The organism is Achromobacter sp. UMC71 (assembly GCF_014170305.1).
Lineage (GTDB): Bacteria > Pseudomonadota > Gammaproteobacteria > Burkholderiales > Burkholderiaceae_B > Achromobacter.
The window spans coordinates 277,594-290,880 of sequence record NZ_LZZT01000018.1 but is presented as its reverse complement, the minus strand read 5'-3'; the positions used below and the strand labels follow the sequence as shown (position 1 = coordinate 290,880).

Below are 13,287 nucleotides of genomic sequence, written 5' to 3'. Positions count from 1 at the left end.
GGCGGCTTTTTGGGGGGATTCTTTCCAAACTTCAGATTGAGCGCGTCCCTTCCTCCGCCAGCGGCTTCAGAAAACCATAAAAATAAAAGTAAAAGGCGGGGGACGCGAATTTCATAGAAAAAGACTCTAGCACAATTTTTTCAGCCTGTCGCGCAAGAATCACCCGATCCGTCGCAAAAATAGCCGCCCGGCCGTTCGAGGGCCGGACAGCCTTTTTGATCTCTATGCCGTACCGCCGACCGTCAGGCCTTCCATGCGCACCGTGGGCATGCCCACGCCGACCGGCACGCTCTGGCCGTCCTTGCCGCAGGTGCCCACGCCCGGGTCCAGCTTCAGGTCGTTGCCGATCATCGTCACGCGGGTCATGGCGTCGGGACCGTTGCCGATCAGGGTCGCGCCCTTGACCGGGTAGGTGATCTTGCCGTCTTCGATCATGTAGGCCTCGGAGGCCGAGAACACGAACTTGCCGTTGGTGATGTCGACCTGGCCGCCGCCGAAGTTCGCCGCATACAGGCCGCGTTTGACCGACGAGATGATTTCCTCGGGCACTTTGTCGCCGGCCAACATGTAGGTATTGGTCATGCGCGGCATCGGCAGGTGCGCGAAGGATTCGCGGCGGCCGTTGCCGGTGGCGGCCGTCTTCATGAGGCGCGCGTTCAGGGTGTCTTGCATGTAGCCGCGCAGGATGCCGTCTTCGATCAGGACGTTACGTTGCGTGGCATTGCCCTCGTCGTCGATATTGAGCGAACCGCGGCGGTCCGGAATCGTGCCGTCGTCGACCACCGTCACGCCCTTGGACGCCACGCGCTCGCCGATGCGGCCCGAAAACACGCTGGAGCCCTTGCGGTTGAAGTCGCCTTCCAGGCCGTGGCCCACCGCCTCGTGCAGCAGGATGCCGGGCCAGCCAGACCCCAGCACGACGGTCATTTCGCCGGCGGGAGCGGGCCGGGCCTCGAGGTTGACCATGGCTTCGTGCACCGCGCGTTCGACATAGCTTTGCAGCATCTCGTCGGTGAAATACGCCAACCCCAGACGGCCGCCGCCGCCGGCATGGCCCATTTCGCGGCGCCCGTTTCGTTCGGCGATCACGGTCAAGGACAGGCGCACCAGCGGACGAACGTCGGCGGCCAGGCGGCCGTCGCTGCCGGCCACCAGGACCACGTCGTATTCGGCGCCCAGGCCCGCCATGACCTGGATGACGTGCGGATCACGAGCCCGCGCCATGCGTTCGATACGCTCGAGCAGCGCGACTTTCTCGGGCGCGCTCAGCGTCGCCACGGGATCGATATCGGCGTACAGACTGCGGCCCATTTCGGCTTCGACCTGGGCCGCCACCTTGACCTTGCCGGCGCCGCGGCGGGCAATGCCGCGCACGGCGTGGGCCGACGACAGCAGGGCCTCGGCCGACAGCGAATCGGAATATGCAAAGGCGGTTTTCTCGCCGCTCACGGCCCGCACGCCCACGCCCTGGCTGATCGAAAAACTGCCGGTCTTGACGATGCCCTCTTCCAGGCTCCAGCCTTCGCTGCGGGTGTACTGGAAATACAGGTCGGCATAGTCGACCTTGTGGGTGAAGATTTCGCCCAGCGCACGTGCCATGTCGGCCTCGGTCAGCCCCCAGGGGTCGAGCAACAGCGATTTGGCAGTGGCCAGGGATGCAATAGCGGGATCGATGATTTTCATAGGACTCTGTTTGGGGGCGCGGCGCGGGAACGCACCTGCAATGACGCTCAAGGCTATATCGTACCGCCGACACGGGGAGGATGTCCCTGGCACCGAATATTACCTGTCAAGTTAACTAATCCGCTTCGATCCAAAACTACTTGCCGCGAACTCGCAAAATCCGGATTCGCGAGCGAAAGCCTCCCCGCCGAACCGCCCAGAATGCCGCCAAAACCGCGCCAGGCTAGACAGTCAAAACTTGTCATACAACCAGATGCCAAAATGAAAACCTGTGAGAAAACCGCCCGGCAGAGCGCTTCTATATCGCTGCTGAAGGCAGGCAATGACAATACGCATACCCGGAAAAACGCATCAATACTCCCGAGTAGACCAAGTCATCCGACCACTTGCAGACCACCCCATAAGGTGTTCTCAGGGTTTGAGAAACCCGTGACCGACAGGCGCCCGGCCCCCAGATTTTTCGAATTCTTCCCGCATCCGCTCGCTTCGCGAAACAAAACAGGTCTTTTCCGAACTTAACTTGCCGGATTCGTCCGCCCTGTGATGCAAAGCCGGTTTTGTTTCAATTAGTCCCAAATTTGAGAATATCATTCCCAATACTTGTTCCTGGCGGGAACCCGCAAGTCTAAAGACTCTCCGGCGGTTTTGATACAAAGTAATTAGTCCGAAACTGCGGCAATCCAGCTGCAACTTCTGTATTATGCGAAGCACAACAAATAAACATAACTTCGCCGGCGATTAAAGCAGTTCCATAATCAGGAATAAACCATGGCCCGAGAAACCTACGCAGCTCTGCAAGCAAAGATCGAAAAGGAAATCAACAAGCTCCAAAAGAAGGCTGAAGTCCTCCAAACCAAGCGCCGCAAGCCCGTGATCGCATCGATCATCACGTCCATGCGCGAGTACGACATCACCCCGGAAGAGATTGCCGCCGCCTTCGGCTCCGGCAAGCCTGCCCGTGCCGCCACGCCCGCTGGCCGCCGCAAGACCGGCGCCGCAGCCCGCCCGGCCAACGCCGCCAAACGCGCCGTTGCGCCCAAGTACCGCCACCCCCAAACCGGGGAAACCTGGAGCGGTCGCGGCAAGGCCCCCCGCTGGCTCGCCGCCGAAGAAGCCGGTGGCGCCACGCGCGATAGTTTTCTTATCAAAGAATAAAACCTATTATTCAGTAAGAAAAATAAAGGCGCACCACAATGGTGCGCCTTTTTTATTTTAAACCGGGCCTCACAACCCTTGATTTTCAGCGTACAGGGAATTGAATTTCACGTTCAGCGCCATTATTTCCCGGAAAATTGTCAAATATTGCGCGCACCAGATAAGGCATCGTCCGCACGAAATCATCCCGTTCGCTGAGTATGAAGGCGCTGGAACGGTATACCTCGGCGCCGCCCCGCTGGCCGTCGTGGATCTGCAGGGTGAGCGTATTGCGCTGGACCACCATGGGAACATCGACCCACTCCGGCCCCCAATACCCGTAGTAGCCCCCCCAAGGACGCGGACCATAGAAGCCGCCGTAGCCATAGCCGCCATTGAAATACGGGTCATACGGACGCCGGACCATGATCTGGGTCTGAGTGGTTCCATACCGGAACGACACGTCGAACCGGGCCTTGGCGCCGGCCTGGGCCTCGACCAATCCGGTGGCGCCGATACCGGCGCGAACCATATCCTGGTAAGACTGGTATTCGAGGTTATTGGCTTGCGACGGGTCGGCCGGCACGAATTGGTAGGTCTGGCCTTCGACGCCAGCCGGCCATTGTTGGAACGAGGTGACTCGCGCCGACACCGTCGGCGTGGCGCATCCGCTCAGCAGCAACGCCCCCATGACAGCCACAAGCGCGGCCCAGCGGCCGGCATTGAAAGGGGAAGAACGGGACATTTGCGACTCCTCATTGCGCGCGACGGCGCCATCATACTGACGTTTGACCGCAGGGATGGCCAAAAGTTTGCGGCCTGCCGCCAAGATCGGACTACGGCGCCACGGCGGCCCCTGCCGCCGGCCCAGCCACTACAATAGGACTCTCGTTCAAACAGGACTGCAATCCCATGCGCACAGACACGCCCGTTACCGTATACCGCAAGGATTACCAGCCCTACCCCTACGATATTCCGCAGGTCTCCCTGGCTTTCGACCTGGCGCCCGACGCCACCGAAGTGCGCTGCGTCATGCAGGTGCGGCGCAAGGCCGACGCCAGCGCCGACGCCGCCCTGGTGCTTGACGGCGAAGACCTGGAACTCGTCTCGGTAGGCGTGGACGGCCAGGCGCTTGCCGCCGACCGCTACCACCTGTCCGAACACAGCCTGGCGCTGTATGGCCTGCCCGCCGACGCCTCGGTGGAAATCGTCAGCCGCTGCAAGCCCGCCGCCAATTCCACGTTGATGGGGCTGTATGTTTCAGGCGGCAATTTCTTTACCCAATGCGAAGCCGAAGGCTTTCGCCGCATTACCTGGTTCGCCGACCGCCCGGACGTCATGTCGCGCTACCGCGTGACCCTGCGCGCCCAGCCCGCCTACCCCGTGCTGCTGTCCAACGGCAATCTGGTCGCCTCGCGCCAATTGCCCGACGGCCGCAACGAAGTCGAATGGGAAGACCCGTTCCCCAAGCCCTGCTATCTGTTTGCGCTGGTGGCCGGCAACCTGACCCACCGCGAAACCACCGTCAAGACCGCCAGCGGCCGCGATGTGCTGCTGCAGGTCTATAGCGACCCGGGCTCCGAAACCAAGACCGAATGGGCGCTCGATTCGCTGGTGCGCGCGCTGCGCTGGGACGAAACCCGTTTCGGCCTGGAGCTCGACCTGGATCGCTTCATGGTGGTGGCCGTCCATGACTTCAACATGGGCGCCATGGAAAACAAGGGCTTGAACATTTTCAATGCCGCCTACGTACTGGCCGACGCCGACACCGCCACGGACGCCAATTACGAAGGGATCGAATCGGTCATCGGCCACGAATACTTCCATAACTGGACCGGCAACCGCGTCACCTGCCGCGACTGGTTCCAGCTCAGCTTGAAAGAAGGCCTGACCGTTTTCCGCGACCAGGAATTCAGCGCCGATATGATGGCGCAGGACATGGACGATACCGAGGCCGCCAGTGCCCGCGCGGTCAAGCGGATCGACGACGTCGTCACGCTGCGCGCAGCACAGTTTCCCGAGGACGCGGGCCCGATGGCGCACCCGATCCGTCCCGACAGCTATCAGGAAATCGGCAATTTCTATACGGCCACCGTGTACGAAAAAGGCGCCGAGGTCATCCGCATGCAGCACACGCTGCTGGGCGAAGCCGGCTTTCGAGCGGGCATGGACGAATACTTCCGCCGCCACGACGGCCAGGCCGTGACCTGCGACGATTTCGTCGCGGCCATGGAATCGGTCTATGTGCGCCAGCATCCGGGCCGCGACCTCGCGGTATTCCGCAACTGGTACCGCCAGGCCGGCACGCCGCGCGTGACGGTCAAGCTCGATCATGACGCCGCCGCGCGCCGCGTCACGGTCACGCTGTCCCAGGAATGCCAGCCCGTCGGCGTCGAAAAGAAGGCCCCTGCCGGCTTCGTCAAGGCGCCTTACCACATTCCGTTCGCCATCGGCCTACTGGATCGCGACGGCCGTGCCCTGCCCTTGCGCCACGAAGGCGCCGTCAAGGACACCGCGCTGCTGGAACTGACCACCCAGACCCAGCAATGGCATTTCGACGGTATCGACGCAGTGCCCGTGCCCTCGCTGCTGCGTGATTTCTCGGCCCCTGTGATCGTCGACTACGACTGGACCGACGAAGAACTGGCGCTGCTGTCCGCGCACGACAGCAACCCGTTCGCGCGCTGGGAAGCCGGCCAGGAACTGGCCACGCGCCAGATCCTGAGCCTGGCCGACGCCCGCCAGGCGGGCCGCACCCTGCAGGCCGACCCGGCCTTCATCGAGGCCTGGCGCGCGCTGCTGACCGACCCGGCGCTGGACGCCGCCTACCGCGCCCGCGCGCTGGCGCTGCCTTCCGAAAAGACCCTGGCCGAGCGCATGCTGGCCGTGGACCCGCCGGCGCTGGCCGTGGCCCGTGACTTCCTGCGCGCCGAGCTGGGCCGGCAATTGGCCGCGGAATTCCGCCAGGCCTTCGACGACAACCAGACGCCGGGCGAATACAGCCCCGCGCCGGTGCCCGCGGGCAAGCGTGCCCTGAAGAACCTCGCGCTGAGTCACCTGATGGCCGCCGGCGAACACGACGCGCAGCGCCTGGCCGAACAGCAATACGAACGCGCCGGCAACATGACCGACAGCATGGCGGCGCTGTCGGCCCTGATCAACTACGGCCAGGGCGAATTCCCGCAGCAGGCGCTGGCGGCGTTCTACGACAAGTGGCAGGACAACGCGCTGGTGGTCGACAAGTGGTTCGCCCTGCAGGCCGCGGCCCGCTACACCACGGTGCAGACCGCGCGCGAGCTGATGACGCATCCCGCGTTCACGCTGCGCAACCCGAACCGCGCCCGGGCGCTGGTGTTCCAGTTCTGCCTGAACAACGCCCGCGGCATGCACCACCCCGACGGCACCGGCTACGCTTTCTGGGCGGAACAGGTGCTGGCACTGGACGCGCTGAATCCGGAAATCGCCGCCCGCCTGGCGCGCGCGCTGGACAACTGGTCGCGCTTCGTGCCCGCCCTGCGCAGCCCCATGCAAGCGGCCCTGCAGCAGGTGCGCGCGCACGCAGGCCTGTCGCGCAACGTCCAGGAAATCGTATCCAAGGCATTAGAATTCGCAGCATAGGGAGAACCTTTTGAAACGTAAAACACTTACCCAATATCTGGTGGAGCAGCAACGCTCCGCCCAGGCCCTGGCCCCCGAAGTGCGGCTGCTCATCGAGGTCGTCGCGCGCGCCTGCAAGGCGATCAGCCATGCGGTCAGCAAGGGCGCCCTGGGCGGCGTCCTGGGCAGCCTCGAAAGCGAGAACGTGCAGGGCGAAGTCCAGAAGAAGCTGGACGTGCTGTCCAACGAGATCCTGCTCGAAGCCAACGAATGGGGCGGCCACCTGGCGGCCATGGCCTCGGAAGAGATGGAAACCATCCATCTGATCCCGAACCGCTACCCCAAGGGCGAATATCTGCTGCTGTTCGATCCCCTGGATGGCTCGTCCAACATCGACGTGAACGTGTCGATCGGCACCATTTTCTCGGTGCTGCAAGCGCCGCATAACGTGTCGGGCGCCCCCGTCTGCGAAGCCGACTTCCTGCAGCCGGGCAACAAGCAGGTGGTGGCGGGCTATGCGGTGTACGGCCCGCAGACCATGCTGGTGCTGACCATCGGCAACGGCGTGGTGGGCTTCACGCTGGATCGCGAAATGGGCTCGTGGGTGCTGACGCACGAGAACATCCGCGTGCCGGAAGACACCAAGGAATTCGCGATCAACATGTCCAACATGCGGCACTGGGCCGCCCCGGTCAAGCGCTACGTCGACGATTGCCTGGCCGGCGCCACCGGCCCCCTGGGCAAGGACTACAACATGCGCTGGATCGCCTCGATGGTGGCGGACGTGCATCGCATCCTGACCCGCGGCGGCATCTTCATGTACCCCTGGGATGCGCGCGAGCCGGGCAAGGCCGGCAAGCTGCGCCTGATGTATGAAGCCAATCCCATGAGCTTCCTCATCGAGCAGGCCGGTGGCGCGTCGATCAACGGCGAGCAGCGCATCATGGATATCCAGCCCGACAAACTGCACCAGCGCGTCAGCGTCATCCTGGGTTCGAAGAACGAAGTCGAACGCGTGGGCCGCTACCACGCCGAGGCCGCGGCCCAAGCCAAGTAATAAGCCCTGCGTTTGCACGCAAGACGCAGCAAAAAGCCCGGCCTAGGCCGGGCTTTTTGCATGGCGGACAAGCGCCGCGCTTACTTGACCTCTTCGATGGATTTCACATCGTCCTTGTTGATCTGGACCTTCTTGCCGTCCTTGTCGTATTCGTACATGCCCGACTTCTTGTCGTAGCTGGGCGCATCGGGCGTAACGGTCGAGGTCCCGTCCCGTTGCTGAATGACCGAGGGCGACGAGCATCCGGCCAGCACCCCTACTCCGGTCACCACCAGGGCCAACGTCATGGTCTTCAGGTTCATGGGCGTGTTCTCCGAGTGTGAATGGTGAAATCACTGTATCGGATGATGGCGCTTGAAAAGTGACGGGTTGTGGCCAAAGTGCGTAAGAACGTAAAAAACCCCTCGCGGCCTACACCGGCGAGGGGTTGCAACCCAATACATCCGCAAGCAGCCTTTACACCTTGGCGTGCGCCTCGATGTAGCCGCGCACGGCGGCAAGATCGCAGTCCATGATCTCGACACGTTGCGGCAGGGATTCCAGATTGGCCAGATTGCCCGGGGGCGTGGCCGGACGGCCCAGCGCAGCCTCGATGGTTTCCGAAAACTTGGCCGGCAAGGCGGTTTCCAGCACCAGCATCGGCACGCCAGGCTCGACGTGGTCGCGCGCGACCTTGACGCCGTCGGCAGTGTGCGGATCGACCAGCACGCCGGTCTGGTCGTACAGCGAGCGGATCGTGGCCAGGCGATCTTCGTGCGAGCTGGCGCCCGAGACGAAGCCGTAGCGTTCCTCGAACTGCGGCTTCAGGGCCGACAGGTCGAAGAAGCCATCGCGCGCCAGGTCCGACCACAGCGCCTTGACGCGGGCGGCGTCGCGGCCGACCAGGTCGAAGACGAAACGCTCGAAGTTCGAGGCGCGCGAGATGTCCATCGACGGGCTGGAGGTGGCGTAGGTCTGCTCGGCGGGACGCGGACGATAAACGCCAGTACGGAAGAATTCTTCCAGCACGTTGTTCTCGTTCGTGGCCAACACCAGGCGGCGCACGGGCAGGCCCATGCTGCGCGCGATATGGCCGGACAGGATGTTGCCGAAGTTGCCCGAGGGCACGGCGAACGACACCTGTTGGCCGGGCTTGTCGGTGGCGCGCAACCAGCCGTGGAAGTAGTACACCACCTGGGCGGCGATGCGTGCCCAGTTGATGGAGTTGACTGCGCCCAGGCGGTACTTGGACTTGAAGGCCAGATCGCTGGCCAAGGCCTTGACGATGTCCTGGGCCTCGTCGAACACGCCGCGCACGGCGATGTTGTGGATGTTCTCGTCTTGCAGCGAGTACATCTGGGCGCGCTGGAACGCGCTCATGCGGCCATGCGGCGACAGCATGAACACGGCCACGCCGCGCTTGCCGCGCAGCGCGTATTCGGCGGCCGAACCGGTGTCGCCCGAGGTCGCGCCCACGATGTTGAGCGTGGTGTTGCGCTGGGTCAGCACGTACTCGAACACCTGGCCCAGGAACTGCATGGCCATGTCCTTGAAGGCCAGGGTCGGCCCCTCGGACAGGCCCAGCAGCGACAGGCCGTTGTCCAGCGGACGCAACGGGACGATGTCTTCGCTATTGAAGATCTGCGAGGTGTAGGCGGCGCGGGTCAGGCGGCGCAGATCGTCGGCCGGGATGTCGGTGGCGAACCGCGACAGGACCTCGAACGCCAGGTCGGCATACGGCAGCCCACGCCAGGACTCGAGCGTTTCCGCCGAGATCTGGGGCAGTAGTTCCGGCACGGCCAGGCCGCCATCCGGCGCCAGCCCTTCGAGCAGGATGTCGGAGAACGGCTGGGGGGCCATGCCCCCCCGGGTGGAAATGTATTTCATATCGTTGACTCCACAATGCACCGCGTCCCACCCGAGCCGGGCCGCTGTCGGCGTCGCCTTGAGGGGGACGCGCCGCAGGCGCCTCGGGGGTGGGAATGTCTCATGCCAGGTGTTCCACGCGCAGGCGCGTGACCTTGGACCGGACGAACGGCAAGGCCTCGATGCGCTCGATGGCTTGATTGACGTTGCCTTCCACCGCTTCGTGCGTCAGGAAGATGATGTCCGCGCCGCCGATATGCGAGGGCTGCTGGATCATCGACCCGATCGAGATCGAGCGGTCGGCCAGGATGCGGGCGATATCGGCCAGCACGCCCGGCTGGTCGTCCACGCGCAGGCGTAGGTAGTAAGACGTGCTGACCTGTTCGATCGACAGGATCGGCGTGTCGGACATGGCGTCCGGCTGGAAGGCCAGGTGCGGCACGCGGTTACCCGGATCCGCCGTATGCAGGCGGGTCACATCGACCAGGTCGGCCACCACGGCCGAGGCAGTGGGCTCTTCGCCCGCGCCCTGGCCGTAATACAGCGTGGGGCCGACGGCGTCGCCCTTGACCAGCACGGCGTTCATCGCGCCTTCGACGTTGGCCAGCAGGCGCTCGGCCGGCACCAGCGCCGGATGCACGCGCAGCTCGATGCCGTCGGGACGGCGCTTGGTGATGCCCAGCAGCTTGATGCGGTAGCCCAGGCGTTCGGCGTGCTCGATGTCTTCGGCGGCCAGTTGCGAGATGCCTTCGATGTAGGCGCGGTCAAACTGGACCGGCACGCCGAAGGCCAGCGAGGCCAGCAGGGTCAGCTTGTGCGCGGCGTCCACGCCCTCCACGTCGAAGGTGGGGTCGGCCTCGGCGTAGCCCAGGCGCTGGGCTTCGGCCAAGACGTCGGCGAAAGGCAGGCCGCGCGAACGCATTTCGGACAGGATGAAGTTGGTGGTGCCGTTGATAATGCCGGCGACCCACTGGATGCGGTTGGCGGTCAGGCCTTCGCGGATGGCCTTGATGATGGGGATGCCGCCGGCCACCGCGGCCTCGAACGCCACCATCACGCCGCGCTCGGACGCCGCGGCGAAGATCTCGTTGCCATGCTTGGCCAGCAGGGCCTTGTTGGCCGTGACCACGTGCTTGCCGTTGGCGATGGCTTCAAGCACCAGCTCCAGTGCCAGGGTGTCGCCGCCGATCAGCTCGACGACGATGTCGATGTCGGGATCGCGCACCAGTGCGTGCACATCGGTATCGACACGCAGCGCGTCGCCGACGCGGGCGCGCGCCTTGGCCACGTCGCGCACGGCGACGCGGGTGACTTCAATGCGGCGGCCCGCGCGGCGCGCGATCTCTTCCGCATTGCGCGACAGCACGGTCCAGGTGCCGCCGCCAACCACGCCCAGACCGAGCAGGCCCACTTTCATGGGATTCATCGCGGCGCCCTCGGCGGGCGGGCGTTGAGGGGAATTCATTTCATTTCTCCAAATTGCTCACGCAAGAAACAAGTGCGGTCAACAGGCTCGGCCCCCGATCGGGATGCCGCGGATCCGGCTCCGCCGGTCCGCCAGCATGCCCCCTGGGGGGAAGCGCGCAGCGCTACGGGGGGGACCCCTACCGGGGGCCCTACTTCAGCAGACCGTCCTTGCGGAACATATCCTTGATGCCGCGCACCGCCTGGCGGGTGCGCTGCTCGTTTTCGATAAGAGCGAAGCGCACGTATTCGTCGCCATACTCGCCGAAGCCGATCCCGGGGGACACGGCCACTTTCGCATCCGACAGGACACGCTTGGCAAATTCCAAAGAGCCCATCGCCCTGTAGGGTTCGGGGATCTGCGCCCAGATGTACATGGACGCCTTGGGAATTTCCACATTCCAACCTGCTTCATGCAGACCGCGCACGAGCACGTCGCGGCGGCTTTGGTACTGCGCCACGATCTCGTTCACGCAGTCCTGCGGGCCGTCCAGGGCGGCGATGGATGCCACCTGGATCGGCGTGAACGTACCGTAGTCGTGATAGCTCTTGATGCGCGCCAGCGCGTTGACCAGCTCGCGGTTGCCGACCATGTAGCCGATGCGCCAGCCCGCCATGTTGTAGCTTTTGCTCATGGTGAAGAACTCGACCGCGACATCGCGCGCGCCGGGCACCTGCATGATCGAGGGCGCGACATAGCCGTCGAAGGTGATGTCGGCGTAGGCCAGGTCGTGCACCACCAGGATATCGTGTTCCTTGGCCAGCGCCACCACGCGTTCGAAGAACGACAGGTCGACGCACTGGGCGGTGGGGTTGCTGGGAAAGCCCAGCACCATCATCTTGGGCTTCGGGATCGACTCGCGCACGGCGCGCTCGAGTTCCTCGAAGAAATCCACGCCCGGCGTCATGCGCACGGAGCGGATGTTGGCGCCGGCGATCACGGCGCCATAAATATGGATGGGGTAGCTGGGGTTGGGCACCAGCACCGTGTCGCCGCGGTCCAGGGTGGCCAGCATCAAGTGGGCCAGGCCTTCCTTGGAGCCGATGGTGACGATGGCTTCGGAATCGGGGTCGAACTCGACCGCGTAGCGGCGCTGGTACCAGTCACAGATCGCCTTGCGCAGACGCGGAATGCCTTTGGACACCGAATAGCCATGGGTGGTCGGGCGCATGGTGGCCTCGACCATCTTGTCGACGATGTGCTTGGGGGTGGCGCCGTCCGGATTGCCCATCGACATGTCGATGATGTCCTCGCCGCGCCTACGGGCCGCCATCTTGAGCTCGCCGGTAATGTTGAAAACGTACGGGGGCAAACGCTCAATGCGAGAGAACTTCCTCATGATGGGAATCCTTAGGGGCGAAGGGGCAAAAAAACCAGGGCGCGAAGGCGCAAAGGGGAAACGGGCTCAAAAGCCGCGCCAGCAAACGATTGCAGCGCAACAAAACCCTGTAATCTAGCGCAAGGACGCCTAGGCGGCAAATGGGGCTGAAAAGGCCCTATTTCCCCAGTGGATTCAGCGCAACATACCGCCATGCTGATGCGGTATTATCGGACGCATAAAGCCGGAGTATTTATTGAAGCTGCATACCGATCCTGCGACGGCCGCTCTGAACACCGTCACCGCCTATGGTGACGGCTATATCGAGGTCAACCAGGTACGTTTTTCCTCCTCGGTCGCTTTTGGCCCCGAAGGCGAAGTTACCCATTGGCCCGTAGAGTCGCCGGCCGACATCACCTCCCCCCTCTTGCATCAGGCGGCCGGATTGTCCGAGCCCGTCCGTGACCCGTTGGCTTTCCTGGACGAACCCGAAGCCACCCCCAGCCGCCCGGCCAACGCGCCCGAAGTGCTGCTGGTGGGTACGGGCGCCCGGCAACAGTTCCTGCGTCCCGAAGTGCTGCGTCCCCTGTTGGCGGCGGGCATCGGCGTGGAAATCATGGACACCCACGCCGCCTCTCGCACCTACAACATCCTGATGGCGGAGGGCCGGCGCGTGGTCGTCGCCCTCATCCCCCCCAACGGAGAATCCCAGACATGACGCCGAGCATAGGCAAACCCGCCCCGCTGTTCACCGCTGAAAGCACCATTGGTCCGATCAGCCTGGAACAATGCCAGGGCCGCGCCGTGATCCTGTACTTCTATCCCAAGGACAACACCCCTGGCTGCACCACCGAAAGCCAGGATTTCCGCGACCTGCACGCCGACTTCCTGTCGGCCAGCGCCGTGGTGGTCGGAATCTCGCGCGATTCGTTGAAGTCGCACGAGAACTTCAAGGCCAAGTACGAGCTTCCTTTCCCTCTCATCTCCGACGCCGACGAAACCGTCTGTAACCTGTACGGCGTCATCAAGCAGAAGAACATGTACGGCAAGCAGGTGCGCGGCATCGAGCGCAGCACCTTTTTGATCGATGCCTATGGCGTGCTGGTGCAGGAGTGGCGCGGGGTGAAGGTCCCGAACCACGCCAAGGAAGTCCTGCAGGCCGCAAAAAGCATCGGTTAGCCGTGCACA

General features: G+C 63.7%; 11 protein-coding genes. 5 read left to right on the top strand and 6 right to left on the bottom strand.

The window, feature by feature from the left end; genetic code table 11:
• Positions 1-222: 222 nt before the first annotated feature.
• Positions 223-1,683 carry a metalloprotease TldD gene (gene tldD / locus A9974_RS10560; protein ID WP_183004034.1) on the bottom strand — a complete coding sequence of 487 codons (1,461 nt, stop codon included), beginning with the start codon at positions 1,681-1,683 and terminating at the stop codon, positions 223-225.
• Positions 1,684-2,451: 768 nt separating this feature from the next.
• On the opposite strand from tldD, the gene A9974_RS10555 reads away from it, so the two are divergent.
• Complete coding sequence (locus A9974_RS10555; RefSeq protein ID WP_183004033.1) at positions 2,452-2,838, top strand: H-NS family nucleoid-associated regulatory protein; 387 nt, start codon at positions 2,452-2,454, stop codon at positions 2,836-2,838.
• A gap of 85 nt (positions 2,839-2,923) precedes the next feature.
• On the opposite strand, the gene A9974_RS10550 is transcribed toward A9974_RS10555, so the two are convergent.
• Positions 2,924-3,562 carry a DUF4136 domain-containing protein gene (locus tag A9974_RS10550; protein WP_183004032.1) on the bottom strand — a complete coding sequence of 213 codons (639 nt, stop codon included), beginning with the start codon at positions 3,560-3,562 and terminating at the stop codon, positions 2,924-2,926.
• A 167-nt stretch (positions 3,563-3,729) separates the two neighbouring features.
• Here A9974_RS10550 and pepN point away from each other — a divergent pair, with 167 nt between their 5' ends.
• Positions 3,730-6,435, top strand: a complete 2,706-nt coding sequence (gene pepN / locus A9974_RS10545; protein ID WP_183004031.1) for an aminopeptidase N — start codon at positions 3,730-3,732, stop codon at positions 6,433-6,435.
• Between the two features lie 10 nt (positions 6,436-6,445).
• Positions 6,446-7,471 carry a class 1 fructose-bisphosphatase gene (locus A9974_RS10540; protein ID WP_183004030.1) on the top strand — a complete coding sequence of 342 codons (1,026 nt, stop codon included), beginning with the start codon at positions 6,446-6,448 and terminating at the stop codon, positions 7,469-7,471.
• 80 nt (positions 7,472-7,551) lie between these two features.
• Here A9974_RS10540 and A9974_RS10535 read toward each other — a convergent pair whose 3' ends face one another.
• The 4 genes from A9974_RS10535 to alaC all read right to left on the bottom strand — a co-directional run bounded on the left by A9974_RS10535 (position 7,552) and on the right by alaC (position 12,120).
• The gene (locus A9974_RS10535) at positions 7,552-7,773 is read right to left on the bottom strand and encodes a YgdI/YgdR family lipoprotein (protein WP_183004029.1); all 222 of its coding nucleotides are present in this window, start codon (positions 7,771-7,773) and stop codon (positions 7,552-7,554) included.
• 154 nt (positions 7,774-7,927) lie between these two features.
• Entirely contained in the window at positions 7,928-9,337 is a 1,410-nt protein-coding gene (gene thrC / locus A9974_RS10530) for a threonine synthase (RefSeq protein ID WP_183004028.1), read from the bottom strand.
• Positions 9,338-9,437: 100 nt separating this feature from the next.
• Positions 9,438-10,742 carry a homoserine dehydrogenase gene (locus tag A9974_RS10525; protein ID WP_183004144.1) on the bottom strand — a complete coding sequence of 435 codons (1,305 nt, stop codon included), beginning with the start codon at positions 10,740-10,742 and terminating at the stop codon, positions 9,438-9,440.
• A gap of 190 nt (positions 10,743-10,932) precedes the next feature.
• Positions 10,933-12,120, bottom strand: coding sequence for an alanine transaminase (alaC, locus tag A9974_RS10520; RefSeq protein WP_183004027.1), 1,188 nt, complete (start codon positions 12,118-12,120; stop codon positions 10,933-10,935).
• Between the two features lie 235 nt (positions 12,121-12,355).
• On the opposite strand from alaC, the gene A9974_RS10515 reads away from it, so the two are divergent.
• Positions 12,356-12,817 carry an Mth938-like domain-containing protein gene (locus tag A9974_RS10515; RefSeq protein WP_183004026.1) on the top strand — a complete coding sequence of 154 codons (462 nt, stop codon included), beginning with the start codon at positions 12,356-12,358 and terminating at the stop codon, positions 12,815-12,817.
• Positions 12,814-13,278 (top strand): peroxiredoxin, encoded by a 465-nt coding sequence (locus tag A9974_RS10510; protein ID WP_183004025.1) that lies wholly within the window; start codon positions 12,814-12,816, stop codon positions 13,276-13,278. Before A9974_RS10515 ends, A9974_RS10510 begins: the two co-directional genes overlap by 4 nt.
• The last annotated feature ends 9 nt before the right edge of the window (positions 13,279-13,287 follow it).